We start from the raw sequence: 21,978 nt of genomic DNA, 5'->3' as shown, positions 1-21,978 counted from the left end.
ATGATAAAAAAAATAGTTGGTTTAACCTTGATGACAACTTTGTTTTTGACAAGTTGTGAAAGCAAAAAGGAAACAAAGTCAGAAGACGTTAAAACTGAAATGAAACAACAAGGTATTTTACCTTTTACGGCTGATATGGCAGAAACTTCTGTGATTTATGAAGTGAATGTTCGTCAATTTTCGCCAGAAGGAACTTTTGCTGCGGTAACAAATGAGATTTCGAATATCAAAAAATTAGGTGTTAAAATCCTTTGGATTATGCCTATTTATCCAATTGGAGAAGAAAATCGAAAAGAAGGTTTAGGTTCGTATTATTCGATCAAAGATTATAGAGGAATCAATCCAGAATTTGGAAATGCCGAAGATTTTAAGAAATTAGTTGATGAAGCGCACAAAAACGGAATCTATGTGATTTTGGATTGGGTTGCGAATCACACGGCTTGGGATCATCCTTGGGTAAAACAACATCCCGATTGGTACGAACAAGATAAGAACGGAAAAATGCATTCTCCTTACGATTGGTCGGATGTTGTGGCATTAAATTTCGATAACAAAGAAATGCGCAAACAGATGATTGCCGATATGAAATATTGGTTAGATGATTTCAAAATTGATGGTTTCCGTTGTGATATGGCGCACGAAGTTCCAACAGATTTTTGGAACGAAGCAAAACCACAATTGGCAAAAGGTCGCGAAATTTTTATGTTAGGTGAAACAGAGAAGCCAGATTTATTAGCAAATAATGCGTTCGATGCCGCTTATGGTTGGGAAATTCATCATATCATGAATGACATTGCAAAAGGTAAAAAGAATGTTTCTGCGATTGATGCGTACATGGATTCGATTCCGAAAAAATGGCAAGCGGATGATTATAAATTATTATTCACATCAAATCATGACGAAAATTCTTGGGCTGGAACTGAGTACGAAAGAATGGGTGATGCGGTCGAAACATTTGCTGCATTAACGTATACTTTACCAGGAATTCCTTTGATTTATAATGGACAAGAAGAAGATTTTAATCGTCGTTTAAAATTCTTTGTCAAAGATTCTATTGATCGTAATTCAACAGCAAAAATGCGTGGCGTTTACGAAAAGTTAGGAGAATTAAAAATCACAAATGAAGCGTTTAATGGAGCGAAAAAAGCGGCTTCTTACGAACGTTTGAAAACATCTGATGATAAATCTATCTTAGCGTTCAAACGTCAAAAAAATACGACAGAAGCTTATTTTATTGCGAATTTTACGAAAGCAAATAAAGAAATTACAGTTCCAATTAATGGTGTGTACAAAAATTTTATGAACAACGAAGATGTGACATTTGATGCTACAACAAAACTGAAATTAAAACCTTGGGAATACCTGATTTTAGTTCAGAAGAAAAAATAAACTCTTAAAAGCTGGTTAAATTTTTAATCAGCTTTTTTTATGGTATAATGCTTGTTGATAAACGTTTAAAATCCAAATCATGAGAAAAGTAATTTTATCAACAGCCGTCATTTTAAGCTTAGTTTTCTCTTCGTGCGAATCGAAGAAAACAGAAAACTCAGAAGTTATCACAAGTAAATCTGAAGTTGCAGAACAGCCAATTGTTTCGGAGAGTGATATTGCAAATAATCCAGAATCATCGACTTCGTCAAATACCTATGTGGTTTTGCAAGATAATGGTCAACAAAAAACAGTAAATATTGACCCGAATGAAACCGTTATTTCAGCAAATAATTTGCCTGTTAATGCACAAAATTTTGTTTCGAAAAACTTTGGTAATATGGAGTTCGTGAATGCAATAAAAGAAGTTGAACGCAATATCACAACATATAATATTCAGTTGAAAGACGGAACAAAAATAGAATTTACAGATAATGGAGATTGGAAGGAGGTGAAAAATGGTCTAGGAAAAGCGATTCCGATTAAATTTTTCCCAGATAATATTCAAAAATATCTTCAAACTAAATATCCTAAAATTGATGCGAAATCAATTGAAATGGATACAAAAGATAAAGAAATAAAAGTAGAATTGTTACAAAATAATGTCGATTTGAAATTTGATTTGAATGGTAATTTTATCAAAATTGATTAATCACATACATCAAAAACCTTATCAATAGATGAGGTTTTTTTTATTTCTGATTTTTAAAATTTACAATAACCTTCACATCAACTTTTCGCAATTTTCAATATATTTATAGTAGAAAAAATCAACCAAAATGGATAAAAAATATTTGAGATCGCTAATTTTTAGACATCTCGATGGTTTGGTAACGGCTCCGGTATTAAGCGCTTTGGCTAAAAAAGGAGCTTTGCATTACATTGTCGAGCACAAAACTATACAGTTAGAAGAATTGACAAAAGAATTTCAGGCAAACGAAGGTTATCTAAATGTTGCTTTGCGTGTATTGGCTTCGCAGAATATGTTAGAATATTCGGTGGACAATGCGAAAGATAATGTCGAAATTCAAACCAATAAATATTCGGATCGAGCATTTACTAATATTGATATTTACCATGATTTAGCTGTTTTTTTGGCAGAAAATGAGGTAATCAATCAACATGATTTTTCGGATGAGTTTTGTAAAAAATGGATCAAATTATTTGATAAATATAAAACTTATTTGATGACTGCTGATGACGAAGAGTTTCTTGAAAAACCTTTGCATTATCAAATTACCAAACATATCGAAGGCGTTTTGGTTGGACCAATTATTGTGCGAATGGGAATGAGCGGTTTGTTTCATAAATACTTTATGGAAGCTTCTTTCAATCCAGATGAATTTCACAAAAATCCACAAACTTTCGAAAAAATATTAGAAAGATTAACCGAATTAGGTTGGTTTACTAAACACGAAAAAAACTATAAATTCACCGAAATAGGATTGTTTTTTGCACGTCGAGCAACATCGTATGGTGTTACAGTTTCTTATTTACCAATGTTTGCAAAGTTGAATGATTTACTTTTCGGTTCGCCAACAAAATTGCGTGAAATTACCGATGGTGAAGATGAGCAACATGTGAATCGCGAAATGAATGTTTGGGGTAGCGGAGGAGCGCATTCCACTTATTTCAAAGTGATTGATGAGTTTATTGTTGATATTTTTAATCGTCCAATAGAAGAGCAACCGAAAGGGATTTTGGATATGGGATGTGGAAATGGAGCGCTTTTGCAACATTTGTATGATGTCATAGAACGTCAAACCTTACGCGGAAAACATCTAGACGAATATCCGCTTTTCTTGGTTGGTGCAGATTATAATCAAGCAGCATTGAAAGTAACGCGTGCCAATTTAATTAAAAATGATATTTGGGCAAAAGTGATTTGGGGCGATATTGGCGATCCAGATCGTTTGGCAACGGATTTGAAAAATGATTATTCAATAGAGTTGAGTGATTTATTAAATATCCGAACATTTTTAGATCATAACCGAATTTGGGAAGATGTAGAAGATGTCAAAACAAATCGAATTAGTGCTTCTACAGGAGCTTTTGCGTTTAGAGGAAAACGATTGTCAAACAATGATGTGGAACAAAATTTATTGAATCATCTCAAAAAATGGGCGCCTTATGTAGATAAATTTGGATTGTTATTGATCGAATTACATACAATTGCTCCAGATTTAACGGCGAAGAATTTAGGAAATACGCCGGCAACAGCGTATGATGCGACGCATGGATTCTCGGATCAATATATTGTGGAAGTAGATGTTTTTCATCGTATTTGTCAAGAAACAGGTTTGGTTCCAGATAAAACATTGTTTAAAAAATATCCAAATAATGAGTTGGCAACAGTTAGTATTAATCTTTTGAAACGATAATATTTAAAAAATATATTAAATCAAAAAAAAGCTCAGCAATTGCTGAGCTTTCTTGGTTAGTCTTGTATCAATAATTAGTTTAGGGTTATTTTTGCTTGACTAATCTTAAATCCATTTTCGTAAACATTGAACGTGTAAACTCCTTTTTGGAATTCCTCGTTTTCCCAATCAAACGTAATATTTTTTGTTTGTCCGTTTGTGTAATTAAAGTTGATTGCATCAGAGAAATTTACTGTATCTCCAGATCTCAATTCAATTTGTCCACCTTGTGCATTTCCATATCTTCCTAAAGTTCCATCAGGATTATAGATAGCAACATATAATTTTTTCTCTCCAGATTCTGTTCTCGAATTACGATCTACATCAAAAGAAACACGAATTTTATCTATACGTTTTGCACGTGTTTTTTCAACTTCTTTTCCGCTATTTCTTACACGAATTCCTTTGATTTGTTGATTCGAAACAGATAAAGTTGAACTTAATTCATTAATCTTTCCTTTCGAAATTGCATTGTCTTTTTGACGAACACTTTTTTCTGTTTCGTAGTTATATGTTAACTCTTTATTGTTTTCTCTTAAATTATTGTTGTCTGTTGTTAAAGCAGAATTTTTATTATTTAATTCGTCAACACTACGTACAAGAATTGCATTTTCTTTTTGTAAACGCGCAACTTCAGATTTGTAATTTTTTACACTTCCTTCTAAATCGTTGATCATTTTACGAGCACGATTCATTTCTTCTGCAGTAGGATTGTCTTTATCTAGAATTTCTTGAATATCTTGATTCTTTAACTGAATCATATTTTCTTTATCGCCCAATAAATTGTTACGATCTTCGATACGAGCTTTATATTGTGTATAGTCGTTTAAAATAGAATCATATTGTTTACGAATTTGATCTTTTTGACCCGTTTCGTTTTTAAGGATTTGAGAATTTAAAGATTCATTTTTTTCAAGATTCCCGATTTGGTTTGCTTGATAAATATTATATCCTACGCTTCCTGCTAATAAGATTCCGACTAATGCCAAAGGAACTACTAAACCGTTTTTTCCTTTGTTTGTTGGTTGATTGTTTTCTTCTAATCCTTGCATATGAATTATTATTTAAGGTTAATTGTTTTTTTATTGTTTCTAGTGTTAAGAAATTATGATGCCAAAAACTTATGATGATGTTAAAATGAGGGTTTTTTAACAAATTTTTTCACATTTTAGACCGAAAATGAATAATCAGATAGAATTTTATTCTAAATAAATCATAAAAAAAGCTCCAGAATAATCTGAAGCTTTCTTTTAATTAATATGAATTGTATTTACTTTTTATCAAAAGTTCCTGTGTAAACAGAAGTCAATTTATCCAAAGAAATGTACTTTTTGAAAACCTCGTTTACTTGGTTTACATTCAATGCATCTACTTTTTTCTCTAAATTATCAAATTCATCAAACGAAATTCCGTTCAATAAATAACCATTCGATAAACCTAATAAAGTTCCGTCAGTTCCCAAAGAAGTCGTACGTCCGTTTTTCCAACTTACAATATTTGTTTTCAATTCGTCCGCTGTGAAACCATCTTTCAATGCTTTTGCAACTTCTTCTTTCAATGCTTTTTCAACCGCTTCACGTTTTGTTGGATTCAAGAATGCATAATATCCCCAAGAAGAAACGTCGTTTTTAGGATCGCTTGGAATCGAAACATAAGAACCTGCGCCGTAGCTGATTCCTTCTTTTTCTCTTAATCGCATTGGAATACGAGCAGATAAAAATCCTCCACTTCCAATCATTTCATTTGCCATAACCATTGCGGCGTAATCAGCACTCTCACGATTCATTTTGAAGTTAATTGATCCAACTGCAGCAGCATTTTCTTTGTCTGGAATGTTGTAAAGTTTATCCTCTTTCTTCGTTGCTGTAAAAGTTGGATACGCCTTTTCGTACTTCGATTTGCTGTTCCATTTACCAAAAGTATCATTCAATAATTTTTCAACTTTCGCTTTGTCATTTGTTCCAACAATAGAAACAACACCATTTTGCGCACCTAAAATATTTTTATAAAAATCAACTAAATCAGCTTGTTTGATTTTCTTCAAATCATCTTTCGTTTCAGCAAAAGAAGCTGTGTAGAAAATAGAAGATTTAGGATAATTAGATGTTAAACGACTAATTTCGTTGAAGGCTAATGCTTGCGGATCGTTTGTATTTGCATCCAAATATGTTACATATTCATTTACAGATTTCGCTAATTCAGCATCTGGGAAAGTAGGTTCTGTAATGATTTGACGTACGATATCCATAGTTTTGTCTAATGAATTTTTGTACGTATTGATTGTTACAGATAAATTTTGTCCACTAAATCTAAATCCAACCGAAGATTTTAAAGCATCTAATTGATCTTTGATTTGTTCTTTTGTTAGATTCTTCGTTCCAGACATTAACAATTCAGCTGTTAGTTGACCAATCATTCCTTTATTTGCCAAATCTTTTTCATTAGAAACTGGCAAATTAAACGAAAGAATTACTTTTTCACCTTTAATTTCTTTATCGATGATTCCGTATTTTAGACCATTGTTCAATTTTCCTTCTGCATAATGAGCTTTCAAATTTTTGATCGAAGCTTCAAATGGTTTTGCTTCTTTCTCAACTGCACGACCTTTGTAGTTCGAAACTAAATCTGAGATTTGTTTATTCGTTAATTCAGTCGGTTTTACACGAATTTCATCTTTCGTCGGAATAAAAGTTCCAACTGTTCTATTATTCGCTCTAAAATATTTTTCAGCAACACGTTTTACATCTTCTTTGGTTACTTTCTCGATATTATCGCGGTACAAGAAACCTAAACGATAATCACCAGCACCAACAATTTCTGTTAAACCAATGGCATAATTAATCGTATTATTTTTTTGATTTTCGATGTTTTTCACAATACTTGCTTTCGCACGTTGCACATCTTGATCAGTATAATTAATTGTAGCAACTTTGTCTAATTCTGAACGAATATCATTTTTAGTTTGCTCGATATTTTTCTCTTTTGGAATTTCAGTTCCGATGTAGAAGAAACTCGCATCGCGAACTTCTGGACTATACGCCCAAATTGAAGCAATTTTGTGTGTGTCAACTAAAGATTTGTACAAATATCCCGAAGGATCTGAAGTTAAAATATTATTTAAAACATCAATCGCTGCATAATCTTTATCGCTATATGCTGCAACGTGATACATTACACCAACAGATTGCGAATCTCCTGCACGTTTTACTTCAACAAATTTTTCACCATCTTGCGCTGGTTCAACTGTTAAAATTTCGTCTAAAACACGCGTTGGTTTTGGAATTGAAGCAAAATACTGATTCACATATTCCATTGTTTTTTTCTCGTCAAATTTTCCAGCAATAATTAAAGTTGCATTATCTGGTTGATAATATTTTTCGTAGAATTTGCGCAACTGTGGTGTTTTTACACGCTCAATATCTTCTTTAGATCCAATGGTAGATTTTCCGTAATTGTGCCATAAATAGCCAGCAGAAATAACGCGTTCCATTAAAACACTTGAAGGATCATTTTCACCAATTTCAAATTCATTACGCACAACTGAAAACTCTTTGTCCAAATCTTCTTGTTTAATGGTTGCATTAATCATTCGATCAGCTTCCATTTCTAAACTCCAACGTAAATTTTCGTCGCTTGAAGGGAAAACTTCGTAATAATTTGTACGATCATAATATGTTGTTCCATTTGCGCGTCCACCTTTGTCAGATAACATTTTCTTGATATCACCTAAATTCTTAGTTGATTTAAACAACATATGTTCTAACAAGTGCGCCATTCCTTTTTCGCCATAACCTTCATGTTTAGATCCAACATTGTACACAATGTTAACCACAACATTACTTTGCGATTGATCAGGAACCAATAAAACTTGTAATCCATTTGGTAGTTTGTATTCCTTAATTCCTTCTACTTGCGTCACAAAAGTTGCGCTTCCAGATTTCGTTTGAGCCATTAAGTAAGGTGAATTTGCAAAGGCAAAAACCAGACAAATACTCAGTAAAGTTTTTTTCATGTATTTATTTTTATAGTTATTAATTGGATGATACAATTCTATAATCTATTCGTTAGACGCAAATTGTATGGTGTAAGTTACAAATCTTTTGTTAAATTTGTGATGCAACAAACAAAAGAAATGGAAACAAAAGAGGTAAATAAAATTACTTTCGAAGAGTTTAAAAGTCAAATCATTAATGATTACAAGACTGCTTTTATGTCTCGCGAAGTAAGTCTTTTAGGGAGAAGAGAAGTACTTACTGGGAAAGCAAAATTTGGAATTTTTGGTGATGGAAAAGAATTACCACAAATTGCAATGGCAAAAGTATTCAAAAATGGAGATTTCCGTTCTGGATACTACCGCGATCAAACATTTATGTTCGCAATTGGTCAATTAACAGTTGAACAATTTTTTGCACAATTATATGCTTTAACAGATTTAGAGAAAGAACCTTCATCTGGAGGTCGTCAAATGACATCTCACTTCGGCACACGTTCTTTAAATGAAGACGGTTCTTGGAAAAAATTAACAGAACAAAAAAATTCGAGTGCAGATATTTCGCCAACAGCTGGTCAAATGCCACGTTTGTTAGGTTTAGCACAAGCTTCAAAATATTTTAGAAATGTTCCTCAATCAGACGAAGATCAACAATTTTCTGTAAACGGAAATGAAATTGCTTTTGGAACAATTGGAGATGCAAGTACTTCTGAAGGACATTTTTGGGAAACGATAAATGCTGGTGGAGTTTTGCAAGTGCCAATGGTGATTTCTATTTGGGACGATGGTTACGGAATTTCTGTACCAGCTAAATTTCAACGCACAAAATCGAATCTTTCTGAATTATTATCAGGTTTCGGAAGAACGGAAGAAGAAAGAGGTTACGAAATTATTACAGTAAAAGCGTGGGATTATCCTGCTTTGATTGAAGCGTATACACGTGCAGAAAGATTTGCGCGAGAGCATCACATTCCGTGTATTGTACACGTGCAAGAATGTACGCAACCGCAAGGTCACTCGACTTCTGGTTCGCACGAGCGTTATAAATCAGAGGAGCGTTTGACTTGGGAAAAAGAATTTGACGGAATCACAAAATTCCGTGAATATATTTTAGCATTTGCAGATCATTCGGAAGCAATTATTTCTGCGGAAGAATTAGATCAATTAGAAGCTGATGTTAAAGCTGAAGTAAAAGCTTCTCAAAAACAATGTTGGGACGATTATTTGAATCCAATTTTGGATTTGAAAAATGAAGCATTAGAATTATTAACGAAAGTTGCTTCAGAAAGTGCTAATGGTGCTTTTATCAACATTGAAATTAGTAATCTAAAATCAAAGAAAAGCCCTTTCAAACGTGATGTTTATGGCGCAATTCGTAAAGTTATTCGTTTAACTCGTTTAGAAAATTTAGCTTCTAAAACTGAATTAATTTCTTGGTTAGATGCTAAAATGAAACGTGAAGAAGAAATTTATTCGACTAAATTAGTTTCTGGTACAGCAACACAAGTTCCACAAGTAAAACCTGAGTTTGGAGAAAATCCAACATTAGAAGATGGTCGTGTAATTGTACGTGATAACTTCGATAAAATTTTCGAAAAATACCCAAAGGCATTAGTTTTTGGTGAAGATGCGGGAAACATTGGTGATGTAAACCAAGGTTTAGAAGGTCTTCAAGCAAAATATGGAATCGATCGTATTTCGGATACAGGTATTCGCGAAGCAACAATTCTTGGTCAAGGAATTGGTTTGGCGATGCGTGGTTTACGTCCAATTGCAGAGATTCAATATTTAGATTATATCCTTTATTGTTTGCAGGGAATTTCTGATGATTTGGCAACTGTGCTTTATCGTTCGAACGGAGGTCAAAAAGCGCCTGTGATTATCAGAACGCGTGGTCACCGTTTAGAAGGTGTTTGGCATTCAGGTTCGCCAATGGGAGGAATTTTGAATTTGGTTCGTGGCGTGAATGTTTTGGTTCCGCGTGATTTAACAAAAGCCGCAGGTTTTTACAATACATTGATGCAAGCAGATGAGCCAGCAATTGTTGTAGAAAGTTTGAACGGTTATCGTCTGAAAGAGCCTGCACCAACTAATATCGGTGAATTTACAACGCCAATTGGTGAAGTAGAAATTACAAAAGAAGGAAAAGATGTAACGTTGTTAACATATGGTTCTACTTGGAGAATTGTGATGGATGCAGCGAAAGAATTGGAGCAATTAGGTATTTCTGTTGAAGTAATTGATGCGCAATCTTTATTACCTTTCGATATCAATGCAGATGTTGCGAAAAGTTTGAACAAAACGAATCGTTTAGTTATTGTTGACGAAGATGTTCCTGGTGGAGCAAGTGCATTCTTGTTACAAGAAATTATCGAGAAACAAGGTGGATATTTTACATTAGATAGCGCACCATTGACGATTACAGCGAAAGCTCACCGTCCTGCGTATGCGACTGATGGAGATTATTTCTCAAAACCTTCTGTTGATGATATTACAGAACAAGTTTATGAATTGATGCGCGAAGCGAAACCAAATGAGTTTCCTGCTTTGTACTAAAAAATAAATTTTAGAGTTATATAAGCGTATGTCTTTTTCAAAAAAGGCATGCGCTTTTTTTGTATTTTTAACAATCAAAATTATAATGAAAATGAAATTTTATTCGATCATACTTTGTCTGTTAACTTCTGTTCTTTTTGGACAATTTCAGGATATAATTACTCCAAAGAATATCAAGACGATTCAAGTTTTTAACCCGCAAACAAACGATAATACACCCATTATCAAGTTAGGTTCTAGCGAAAGATTAATTTTTCTTTTTGATGATATCAGCGCAGGTTACAAACGTTATCAATATTCTATCGAACACAGAAATGCAGATTGGTCTGAATCGAATATTTTTCAAACTGAATTTCTAAATGGTGTTAATGCTGATTATGCGCGAACTTATAAAAATTCATTCAATACGTATCAAAAATATACCAATTATCAAATTCAATTTCCGAATGAGCAAATGAATGTAAAATTGCCTGGAAATTATGTATTGAAAGTGTATTTAGAAAATGATTCGAATCCAATTTTCACGAAACGTTTTGCCGTTTATCAACCAATTGCGGATGTTGGTGTGATGGTTTCTCGTTACAATAATCCAACCGTAAAAGAATTGAATCAGCGTTTGCAAGTTCAAGTTTCAAGTGGAACACAAAATTTAACTGAAGTTCCTGATGGCGCAAGATTATTTTTGATGAAAAATAACAATTGGAATGAAGGTTATTTTGTTAATCGACCATCTTTTTCTCGTCCAAATCAATTAACATATAATGATACCAATATTTTGTTTGACGGTGGTGCAGAATATAATTGGTTTGATAACAAAAATTTAGAAGTTCCGAGTTTAACAACAGAAAAAACATTCAGAAAAGATAGTGTTTACCACACTGTTTTGCGTGCAGATATTCCGAAATATAATTTACCTTATGATGATTATCCAGACATTAATGGAAATTTTTATATCCGAAATAATCGTTATGGAAACGAATATGCAGCAAATTCTGAAGCAGATTATTCGTGGGTTTATTTTGCCTTAGACGCTTTCGAAGATCAAAATGGATTGTACGTTCCGTATGTTGTGGGAGCTTTTAATAATTGGGAAATTGATGAAAATTCGAAATTAGAAAAAGACGATGCAGGATTTTGGGTAACCGAATTATTCTTGAAACAAGGTTATTACAATTATCAATATGTCGTAAAAAATACTAAAACAGGAAAAATTGATCCAAGTTATGTGAGCGGAAGTTTTTGGCAAACTGAAAATCAATATCAAGCGTTGTTTTACTATCGCCCTTGGGGACAACGATACGATGTATTGATGGGATATGGAACTGGAAATTCGAGGAGATAAATAATTCAGTTTTTTATCAATCATGACTTTCAACACTCAACCTATAAAATTTAAGTATTCTTGGCGCGATTATCAACAGCGTGTTTTAGATGAATTAGAATTTCATTTAAAAGATGCGCATCTTAATATTGTAGCACCGCCTGGCTCTGGAAAAACGGTTTTGGGATTGGAAGTAATGCTTCGAATTAATGAGCCTACGCTTATTTTAGCGCCAACTTTAGCGATTCGTAATCAATGGAAAGATCGATTTATTGAGCTTTTTCTTGATAATCAGGAAGTCGATTGGATTTCGATGGATATTCATCAACCAAAATTTCTTACCATTTCTACTTATCAAGGATTACATGCTTCGATGGTAAAAGACGAACAATCTTTGATTCAATTATTAAAAGAAAATAACGTCAAAACTTTGATTGTAGATGAAGCGCATCATCTAAAAAATGAATGGTGGAAAAGTCTCAATAAAATCAAAAGTGAATTATCACCAAAGATTGTGGCGTTAACTGCTACGCCGCCTTTTGATGTTGCGAAAGAAGAATGGAATCGTTATCTCACTTTTTGTGGTCCGATTGATTGCGAAATATCTATTCCAGAATTAGTCAAACAAAAAGATTTGTGTCCGCATCAAGATTTGTTGTTGTGTTCATTTCCCATAAATTTTGAGAGTGAAATTATTTCCAAAAACCTTGAAGAAGTAGAAGCTTTTTTCCAAGAGGTTAAAGAAAATACAGCTTTGTATGAATTTGTTTTGATGTTAGATTTTATCAAAACGCCTGCAAGTTGTTTCGACGAAATTTATGCAGATTTTGATGCCTATGCGTCTTTTGTGATTTATCTGAAATCGTTTGATACGCCATTGGATTTTCAGCATTTGGATTTATTAGAAAACGAAACGATAGATTTTCCGCCTTTCAATTATTATTGGGCAGAATGTATGTTCAATTATTTGTTGTTTAAAGATGAAGAATTTTATTTGGAACACGAGAAATTTTTGAAACCATTTTTAACGAATTTAAAACGAATCGGAGCAATCGATCAGATAAAAGTTACTTTACATTATAATCAAAAAGTTAAAAATTCGCTGATAAATAGTGTAAAAAAGATTGATAGTATTGCAGAAATTGTAAAATCAGAATACCAACATTTGGGCGATAAGTTGCACATGGTAATTTTGACCGATTATATTCGAAAAGAATTTTATTCGGATAATTTACAGAATGAACCAAGTAAAATAAAGTTAGGCGTTTTTCCAATTTTCGAAAAACTTCGAAATCTAAATTCAGAAATAATTCCACATCTTGCGATTATTACAGGTTCGATGGTAATCGTTTCGAAAACAATTCTTCCAAAAATAATTTATCAGTTCAAAGATAGAGCAGAAGCGATTCAGTTTAAATCGGTGATGTTCGATGATAATTTTTTCGAAGTTGTTACGGAAGATAATTCAAGAGGAAATTTATTGGCTGTTTTAACAAAATTATTTAACAAAGGTGTTATCAAAATAATTGTCGGAACTCGCGCTTATTTGGGCGAAGGTTGGGATGCGCCGAGTATCAATAGTTTGATTTTAGCGAGTAATGTAGGTTCTTTTGTAACATCAAATCAGATGCGTGGGCGTGCGATTCGTGTGAATTCTGAAGAACCAAATAAAGTGAGTAACGTTTGGCATTTGGTTACGTTGGATTTGTTTGCGCAAAATGGAGGTGGAGATTTGGATAAAATGAGACAACGATTTGAGGCTTTTGTTGGGATTTCGCAAAAAGAAAACACGATTTCGAATGGTATTTCTCGTCTGAATCTTCCTGAACAATTTACAGAGGAATCTATTGAAAATTACAATCAGCAAACGATAGAATGGAGTAAAAATGATGTTCAAATTAGAGATTCTTGGACAAATTCTATTGCCGAAGGAACAAAGATTGATAATGAATTAAAGTATTTTTATGACGGAGAAAAAGAATATGATTTCTCAAAACATTTGTATTATTCGAAGTCGATAAAAAGTTTAACAACAAGTTTACTTCTTTCATTCATCTCTTTTATCGTTTTCTTTTTCGAAGAAAGTATTCGAACACTTTTATTTTCGATGTCGAAAAAAAGCTTTCTTTCAACCATAATTTTTCTCTCAACGGTCGGAATTGTGTATTTCGGAGTTAATTTTTACAAAAACATCAAACTTTATATTCAATATAGAGATATCACCAAAGATTTTCAGAAAATAGCTGTTGCGTTATTCAATACTTTGCAACATTTTAATTTATTGTCTAATGAATTGCGAGAAACAAATATTTTGACAACTGTAGATAAATCGGGAAATATTTCGTGTAGTTTATTGTCGGCAACAACTTATGATAAGGCGACTTTTTTACATTCGCTCGAAAATATTTTAAATCCAATTGATAATCCACGTTATTTTATCGAACGAAAAAGTGTGCTGATGAAGCTTTTCAAACAAAGAGATTATCATTCGGTTCCCGAAATTATTGGTCAACACAAGAAAAAGGCTGAATATTTTCATCAACAATGGTTGCAACTTGTAGGCGATGCAGAATTGCATTACACAAGAAGTTATTATGGACGAAAAAAGTTGATCAAAGCAAAAATAAAATCGTTAAGTTTTCAATTAAAGCAACCAATTGAACATATCAAAAAGTGGAAATAATCTAACTTCTCAAAATCTTTTCCATCGTTTTTCCTTTGGCTAATTCATCGATTAATTTGTCTAAATATCGAATTTTTTGCATCAATGGATTTTCAATTTCTTCCACACGATAGCCGCAAATCACACCTTTTATTTTAGTTGAATTTGGATTAAACTTTGGTGCATTTTCAAAAAAATCATGAAAGTTAGTTTTCTTTGTTAAAATTTCTTCCAAATCTTTTTCAGTATAACCTGTTAACCAAAAAATAATTTGATCAACTTCCGTTTTTGTTCGGTTTTTCTTTTCTGCTTTCGTGATGTAATGCGGATAAACACTTGCAAAAGACATTTCGATTACACGCTGAAAATTTTTATCATTCATTTTTTAAGAATATTATAGAGGATAAATTTCGACAATTAATTTGATAAAATCTCACTATTTTCATCGATTGTGATTTATAGATTTTGAGTTAAATTTGAGTATGAAATTTTTATTTAGATTTTTAACACTGTTTACGATAATTAGTTTGGTTGGATGTATTTCTGAAACCAAAAAATCACCAATTGATTTTTATTATTGGCGAAGTAATTATTCGGTGAATGAAACAGAGAAAAAAGCGGTTGATTCACTAAAAGTGGAAAATATTTATGTTCGTTTTTTTGATGTGGATAAAAAGTTGAATAAAATTTCTCCAGTTGGAATTATTCAGAATTTTGATGCAACGAAGCTCAATGTCAATTATATTCCGACGGTTTTTATTACCAATCAAACTTTTCTGAATACATCAAAAGATCAAGTCAAAATTTTAGCAAAAGATGTGTATAATTTTTTGAGTGAAACGGCTGAAAGAGGAAATCTAAAAAGTTTCAATGAAATTCAGATAGATTGTGATTGGACGAAATCTACGCGTGAGAATTATTTTATGTTTTTGTCGGAATTGAAACATATTTCGGGAAAAAAACTTTCGGCAACTTTGCGTTTGCATCAAGTCAAATTTAAAGACAAAGAAGGAGTTCCGCCTTTGGATAAAATGGTTTTGATGTGTTATGCAACCGAAAATCCAACTGATCAATCTGAAAATAATTCGATTTTAGATTTGAAAATAGCAAAAGATTATTTAAAAAACTTGAACGATTATCCAATCAAATTAGATGTTGCTTTGCCAATTTATTCGTGGGCAATTTTGACAAATCATCAAGGAAAAATAAAATTAATCAATTCTTTTTCGGAGCAAGATTTGATAGGAAAACCTGTAAAGAAAATCAGAAATGGATTTTATGAAGTGGAAGATGATTTTTTTGTACGAAATTTTTATGTGAGCAAAGGTTTTACAATAAAAGTTGAAATGATTTCTCCCGAATTATTAGTTGAAGCAAAATCATTTATCGATACAAAATTATCTTACAATTATCGCTTGATTTATTATCATTTAGACTCAAAATTTTTGAAAACAATACCAACACAATTATGAAAAAAATAGTACTTACTTTATGCTTAACTTTTGGTTTAACCAAAGTATTTGCGTGTGCTGATGGTGGTGGAGAAGATTATTATTACTACAATCTTTTTTCGCAAACATTAAGCGAAGCACCGCAATATCAGCCATTTTTGATGACTTTGGATAATCCATATTATACAATGGATGCAAATCAAAAGAATGAAAATATTTTGGATTGGCAAAAAACGTTGGGAATTAGCTATCAACAAGCATTTGAGTTGGTTTTTAAAGCATCGAAACAAGAAATTGATATGATGGTAAAGAATGGAAAATCGTCGAATTCGAACTATAATTTTGCAACAACAGATTGGGTAAAAAAGAATAAACAAAGTTTACTTTATCTGTCGTATGCTAAGTATTTAGAGCCTTACATGGCTTTTTATTACATCGATAATGGTGAATGGTCGTATGTCGATCGTCCCGAAAAAAATGTCAATAATCTAAATTATAAAAAAGTTCTTGAAGTTCTAAAGAAAAGTTGGAATGCAGAAACGGACAAAGAATTAAAAATCCGTTATGGTTATCAATTGGTACGTTTTGCGCATTATTTCCACGAATATAAAGATGCCATCAACTATTTTAATATGTATGTGGCTTCGCAAGGACTCAAAAATTCGATGTACTATTATGCATTAGATCAAAAAGGTGGTGCGGAGCGTGCGCTTGGAAATTATATTCAGGCGAATTATGACTTTTTCGAAGTTTTTTCTCATTCGAATGATCGAAAAATGAGTGCTTATCAATCGATGCGAGTGACAGAAGATTTGAATTATGAGAAAATGTTAGCCAATGCCAAAACGATTCAAGAGAAAAATGATTTGTATTTGTTAATTGGTTACAACGATTTTTCGAATCCGTTGGCGCCTGCAAAAAAAATTATTGCAAATGATGTAAATGCGCCACAAGCGAGAATTTTATTTGCGCGTTCTATCAATTTAATTGAGCGCGAATATTTGCAACAAAATCCTGAAGATTATTATTGGGATTCGTCGCAAGTGCGAAAAAAATACACGGATTTGTATTTGCCTGTAAAAGCGAATAACGATTATTATGGAAGTTCTGATGAAAATTCGAAAGATGAAATTCAGATTAATGAATTAATTTCTTTGGCAAAATCGCAAGTGATAAAAGCTGACGACAAAGAATATTGGAATTTATCGGTGGCATATTTGAATTTATTGAACAAAAATTTTGCGGAAACAAAGGATTATTTAGCAAAAGTAAATTCAACTTCGAAAGAATTTCAACAACAGAAAAAAGTGATTGAAATTTTATTAGAAATTTTCGAACAAAAGAAAATTACAGATAGTTTTGAGAATCAATTGATGCAAAAATATGCGTCGATTTTGAATTATGAATATCCAAAATTACCAGAAGATGTCTATGGTTATTCGGATGAAGATGATCAAAAAATGAACTTGAAAAATGTGATTTTAGATGTTTTAGCAAATCGATATTTTTTGCAAGGTGACAAAGGAAAAGCATTTTTGATTCATAATGAAATTACACAATTAGGTTCAAATCCAGATTGGACGATTATCAATGATTTAGATAAATTGGATAAAAAATCGAATAAAACAGCTTTCGAAAAATATTTGATTAATGCAAAAGTAAAATCGAGTTCATGGGATTGGAGAACAGAAAAATCAAAAGAAATTCAGTTTAAATTATCAGATTATTTAGCCGATTTCAAAGGAACATTGTATTTAGGCGAAATGAAATTTGATTTGGCGAAAAAAGAATTTGAGAAGATTGATCAAAAATATCACACGTCAGAAAGTGCTTATTTTGTTTATGATTACGATTATACAACAGAAAAAGAAAGCAAAACTTGGGTAGAAAATCAGTTTGATGGTTATCATAATATTCCGAATAAAATCTTTGGATATAATAAGATTGAATGTTTCAATTGTGACGAAAATCAAGTGATCGCAACATCATATTTGAATGAATTCAAATTTATCAAACCAAAAATGTCAAAATTAGAATTGACAAATGCGATGATTGAATTGAATAAAATAGCAAAGAAGAATACCGAAGAAGCTGCAAAAGCGAATTATTTGTTGGGGAATTTCTTTTACAATACGACGACTTTAGGCTATTATCGTTATTTGTTGACATTTGATCGAAACAATGATAATGGACCAAAATTTAATAATTATGGTGATCAATATGAAGCGACAAGCAACTTCTTTTACAAAAGTTTCGGTTGGGGTGGAAACTACGTAGATAATTTTACGCCGTCAGAAAATTATTTGAAAAAAGCTTTTGATTCGACAAAAGACAAAGAAATGAAAGCGCAAATTTTGTTTGCATTGTCTAAGAATGAACAAGGAAGATTTTATAATGCAAAAGACCCTGTGTTGAAACGTTTGTACGAAAATCAATATGATAACGAAGATAAAATTTTAGGGTTTAAAGTGGCAAATTATCGTTCTAATTTTAAAAATTTGAAACAATATTCGGACACGAAAACATATCAAGAAATAAAATCAAATTGTAAATATTTCGATTATTACACAAATAACTTTTAATAATTAAAACGCTTCTAATTTTAGGAGCGTTTTTTGTAATGTGATTTTTGACTAAAATAGATTATTATGAAATGTTTTGTAACTCAAGAACCAATTAATCGCTACGAAGCTGTAAAAGGAAAAGAAATTCAGCAAGAGATTTTTAAATTGATTGAGCAAGATTATCCAGCAATTACCGAAGAAGATTATGTTTCGATAAAAATATTGAACAAATATCGTCGTCAATTTTTTGCAAATTTGATTTCGCAAGAAAAAGGTGAAATGGAAAAATTGGATCAAGATGTAGTGGAAGCGATTCGTGATAATTCTATTCTTTCCGAGAATATAAAAGAAAATTCATCAAAGCCATTGACAACAGGCGATAGAATCGCAGATAAAGTAGCATCTTTTGGTGGAAGTTGGACATTTATTATTTCTTTTTTTATTTTCTTATTGGCTTGGATGTTTCTTAATTTTTGGATGTTGCACAACAAAGGTTTTGATCCCTATCCATTTATTTTACTCAATTTGATTTTGTCTTGTTTAGCAGCAATACAAGCACCAATTATTATGATGAGTCAAAATCGTCAAGAAGATAAAGATCGTGATAGAGCCGAACATGATTATAAGATTAACTTGAAAGCTGAATTGGAAATAAAATTATTAAGTGAAAAAATAGATCATTTATTGGTTCATCAGAATAAAAAATTATTAGAAATACAGGAAATGCAGATTCAATATTTAGAAAATATCGAAAATCAAATTCTTCATACAAAAGATAAAAAAGAAAATAAAAAGGAAGAATAATGGATAATTTTATGTCTAAAGTGATAAAAGACTTAATTATCTGAACTGAAACATTTCCATTTATTTTTCTTAAATTTGAACTTTGAAAAGTATAAACAAACAAAATAATCAAAATGTCAAAATCATTTGCTCAAATTCCTCACGCTGTTAACGAAGAGGTAAAATCATATGCTCCTGGAACGCCAGAGCGTGCGCAATTATTAGACGCATACAAAAAAATGTTTAACGAGGTAACTGAAGTTCCTCAATACATTGGTTCTGAAGAAATTTTTTCAGGAAATAAAAAAGAAATTCGTCCTCCACATGACCACCAAAAAGTTGTTGGTTATTTCCACGAAGGAACACAAGATGATGTAAGAAAAGCGATTGATACAGCTTTAGCTGCAAAAGAAGCTTGGGTTGCAATGCCTTGGGAAGATAGAGCGGCAATTTTCTTGAAAGCTGCAGATTTGATTGCTGGTCCTTACCGTGCAAAAATAAATGCTGCAACAATGATTGGTCAATCTAAAAATGCAATGCAAGCAGAAATTGATTCAGCTTGTGAGTTGATTGACTTTTTACGTTTCAATGTACAATACATGACAGAAATTTATGCAGATCAACCAATTTCTTCTCCTGGAATTTGGAATCGTGTAGATTATCGTCCATTAGAAGGGTTTACTTTTGCAATTACTCCTTTCAACTTTACTGCAATTGCTGGTAACTTACCATCTTGTATGGCTTTGATGGGGAACGTTGTAGTTTGGAAACCTTCTGATAAACAAACTTTAGCTGCTAAAGTAACAATGGAAGTGTTCAAAAAAGCTGGTTTACCAGATGGTGTAATCAACATGATCTTAACTGATGGAGCAGAAACTGCAAAAACAGTTTTAGAACACAAAGATTTTGCAGGTTTACACTTCACAGGTTCTACAAAAGTTTTCAATACTTTATGGAAACAAATTGGAGATAACATCAACAATTACAGAACTTATCCACGTATCGTAGGAGAAACAGGAGGAAAAGATTTCGTAATGGTTCACAAATCAGCTTGTCCAACAGAAGTTGCTGTAGGTTTAGTTCGTGGAGCGTTTGAATACCAAGGACAAAAATGTTCTGCTGCTTCTCGTGCTTATATTCCATCTAACTTATGGAGCGAAGTTGAGAAACAAATGAAAGAAATGTTAGCAACTGTTACATTAGGATCTCCAGAGGATTTCTCTAATTTCATGACAGCGGTTATCGATAAAAACTCTTTCGAAAAATCTAAAGCATATATCGATCGTGCACAAGCATCTTCTGAAGCTGAAGTTGTAATTGGTGGTACTTATGATGATTCAGTTGGATATTTTGTTCAACCAACAGTTATCAAAGCAACGAATCCTAAATATGAATCAATGGTAGAAGAAATCTTCGGGCCTGTATTATCAGTTTATGTTTATGATGAAAATGAATTCGAAGCAACTTTAAAATTAGTTGACGAAACTTCTGCTTACGCATTAACAGGATCAATCTTCGCGAAAGATCGTGCTGCTGTAGAATTAGCTGCTAAAGCATTGAAAAATGCTTGTGGAAATTTCTACATCAACGACAAACCAACAGGTGCAGTTGTAGGACAACAACCATTTGGTGGAGCGCGTGCTTCTGGTACAAATGATAAAGCAGGTTCTGCAATGAACTTGTTACGTTGGACTTCTGTTCAAACAATCAAAGAAACATTTGTTCCTGCAAAAGATTATAAATACCCATTCTTAGAAAAATAATATTTTCGAGATATAAAATTAGAATAAGCCTTACATTTGTAGGGCTTATTTTTTTGGTATGAATGATAATTCGGAAAAAGCAATCAAAGCTTCAATTTTTAGTATTGTAGGAAACGCTTCTTTGGCTGGAATTAAGTTTTTGGCTGGTTATTTTGGGAATTCTTACGCACTTATTGCAGATGCAATCGAGTCTTCGGCAGATGTTTTTTCTTCTATATTTGTTTTCTTTGGACTAAAGTATTCTGCAAAACCTGCAGATGAAAATCATCCTTACGGGCACGGAAAAGCAGAAGCGTTAATCACATTTTTAGTGGTTACTTTCCTTATTGTTTCTGCGATTATCATTGCAAAAGAAAGTATTAACAATATTATTACACCACATCATCAGCCCAAACCATTTACCTTATTAGTTCTTGGAGGAATTATTTTATTCAAAGAATTATCGTTTCAGTATGTAATGCGAAAAAGTGTTGAAACCAATAGTTCTTCTCTAAAAGCAGATGCTTGGCATCATCGTTCGGACGCAATTACATCGTTAATGGCGTTTATCGGAATTTCGATTTCATTGGTAATGGGACCAGGTTGGGAGGCAGCAGATGATGTTGCAGCACTTTTTGCATCAAGTTTTATTTTATATAATGCGTACAAAATCCTTCGACCTGCGTTGGGAGAAATTATGGATGAACAATTGTACGAAAATGAAATTGAACAAATCAGAGAAATCGCTTCGCATGTTCCTGGTGTTATGGCGACTGAAAAATGTAATGTGCGTAAGAACGGAATGAATTATTATGTGGATTTACATGCAATAGTCGATGGAACGATTTCGGTAGTGGAAGGACATAAAATTAGTCATGATCTGAAAGATGCTGTACAAGCCAAAATGCCACAAGTAAAAGACGTTTTAGTGCATATAGAACCTACGTTTGTTTCGGTTCGAGAATATTTTCGAACAAATCACATTGAAGATAAAAGAGTGGAGGAGTAAAAATAAATCAATTTAAATAAAAAAAGAGAAGCAATTGCTTCTCTTTTTGAT

General features: G+C 32.4%; 14 protein-coding genes. 11 read left to right on the top strand and 3 right to left on the bottom strand.

The window, feature by feature from the left end; all coding sequences use genetic code 11:
• From B3R94_RS06650 to B3R94_RS06640, 3 genes are all read left to right on the top strand, one after another.
• Positions 1 to 1,389, top strand: a complete 1,389-nt coding sequence (locus tag B3R94_RS06650) for an alpha-amylase family glycosyl hydrolase (RefSeq protein ID WP_291099506.1) — start codon at positions 1 to 3, stop codon at positions 1,387 to 1,389.
• A 79-nt stretch (positions 1,390 to 1,468) separates the two neighbouring features.
• Positions 1,469 to 2,080: a PepSY-like domain-containing protein gene (locus tag B3R94_RS06645; protein ID WP_291099503.1), complete on the top strand. Its 612-nt coding sequence runs from the start codon at positions 1,469 to 1,471 to the stop codon at positions 2,078 to 2,080.
• Positions 2,081 to 2,207: 127 nt separating this feature from the next.
• Positions 2,208 to 3,809, top strand: a complete 1,602-nt coding sequence (locus tag B3R94_RS06640) for a class I SAM-dependent methyltransferase (protein WP_291099500.1) — start codon at positions 2,208 to 2,210, stop codon at positions 3,807 to 3,809.
• Between the two features lie 74 nt (positions 3,810 to 3,883).
• On the opposite strand, the gene B3R94_RS06635 is transcribed toward B3R94_RS06640, so the two are convergent.
• A complete protein-coding gene (locus B3R94_RS06635; RefSeq protein ID WP_280050768.1) occupies positions 3,884 to 4,900 on the bottom strand; it encodes a hypothetical protein in 1,017 nt (338 codons plus the stop codon).
• A 218-nt stretch (positions 4,901 to 5,118) separates the two neighbouring features.
• Complete coding sequence (locus B3R94_RS06630) at positions 5,119 to 7,860, bottom strand: M16 family metallopeptidase (protein ID WP_291099498.1); 2,742 nt, start codon at positions 7,858 to 7,860, stop codon at positions 5,119 to 5,121.
• A gap of 120 nt (positions 7,861 to 7,980) precedes the next feature.
• Between B3R94_RS06630 and B3R94_RS06625 the strand changes: the two genes are divergently transcribed.
• The 3 genes from B3R94_RS06625 to B3R94_RS06615 all read left to right on the top strand — a co-directional run bounded on the left by B3R94_RS06625 (position 7,981) and on the right by B3R94_RS06615 (position 14,399).
• Positions 7,981 to 10,395, top strand: coding sequence for an alpha-ketoacid dehydrogenase subunit alpha/beta (locus B3R94_RS06625; RefSeq protein ID WP_291099496.1), 2,415 nt, complete (start codon positions 7,981 to 7,983; stop codon positions 10,393 to 10,395).
• Between the two features lie 91 nt (positions 10,396 to 10,486).
• Positions 10,487 to 11,737 carry a type IX secretion system plug protein domain-containing protein gene (locus tag B3R94_RS06620; RefSeq protein ID WP_291099493.1) on the top strand — a complete coding sequence of 417 codons (1,251 nt, stop codon included), beginning with the start codon at positions 10,487 to 10,489 and terminating at the stop codon, positions 11,735 to 11,737.
• A gap of 22 nt (positions 11,738 to 11,759) precedes the next feature.
• Positions 11,760 to 14,399 carry a DEAD/DEAH box helicase family protein gene (locus tag B3R94_RS06615; protein WP_291099484.1) on the top strand — a complete coding sequence of 880 codons (2,640 nt, stop codon included), beginning with the start codon at positions 11,760 to 11,762 and terminating at the stop codon, positions 14,397 to 14,399.
• A gap of 1 nt (position 14,400) precedes the next feature.
• Here the strand turns inward: B3R94_RS06615 and B3R94_RS06610 are convergent, their stop codons facing one another.
• Positions 14,401 to 14,760, bottom strand: coding sequence for a DUF2200 domain-containing protein (locus B3R94_RS06610; RefSeq protein WP_291094921.1), 360 nt, complete (start codon positions 14,758 to 14,760; stop codon positions 14,401 to 14,403).
• A gap of 100 nt (positions 14,761 to 14,860) precedes the next feature.
• Here B3R94_RS06610 and B3R94_RS06605 point away from each other — a divergent pair, with 100 nt between their 5' ends.
• The 5 genes from B3R94_RS06605 (at position 14,861) to B3R94_RS06585 (ending at position 21,927) form a co-directional block, all read left to right on the top strand.
• Positions 14,861 to 15,850, top strand: coding sequence for a hypothetical protein (locus B3R94_RS06605; RefSeq protein WP_291099481.1), 990 nt, complete (start codon positions 14,861 to 14,863; stop codon positions 15,848 to 15,850).
• Positions 15,847 to 18,411 (top strand): hypothetical protein, encoded by a 2,565-nt coding sequence (locus B3R94_RS06600; protein WP_291099478.1) that lies wholly within the window; start codon positions 15,847 to 15,849, stop codon positions 18,409 to 18,411. Before B3R94_RS06605 ends, B3R94_RS06600 begins: the two co-directional genes overlap by 4 nt.
• 66 nt (positions 18,412 to 18,477) lie before the next feature.
• Positions 18,478 to 19,197, top strand: a complete 720-nt coding sequence (locus B3R94_RS06595) for a DUF1003 domain-containing protein (RefSeq protein WP_280035321.1) — start codon at positions 18,478 to 18,480, stop codon at positions 19,195 to 19,197.
• 113 nt (positions 19,198 to 19,310) lie between these two features.
• Positions 19,311 to 20,939 (top strand): L-glutamate gamma-semialdehyde dehydrogenase, encoded by a 1,629-nt coding sequence (pruA, locus tag B3R94_RS06590; protein WP_125349439.1) that lies wholly within the window; start codon positions 19,311 to 19,313, stop codon positions 20,937 to 20,939.
• A gap of 58 nt (positions 20,940 to 20,997) precedes the next feature.
• The gene (locus tag B3R94_RS06585) at positions 20,998 to 21,927 is read left to right on the top strand and encodes a cation diffusion facilitator family transporter (protein WP_125349438.1); all 930 of its coding nucleotides are present in this window, start codon (positions 20,998 to 21,000) and stop codon (positions 21,925 to 21,927) included.
• Positions 21,928 to 21,978: the final 51 nt, after the last annotated feature.

The sequence above is a fragment of the Empedobacter sp. UBA7611 genome (genome assembly GCF_002484365.1).
GTDB classification, from domain to species: Bacteria; Bacteroidota; Bacteroidia; order Flavobacteriales; family Weeksellaceae; genus Empedobacter; species Empedobacter falsenii_B.
The sequence above is the reverse complement of the archived record's forward strand: the minus strand, read 5'-3'. Positions and strand labels throughout refer to the sequence as shown.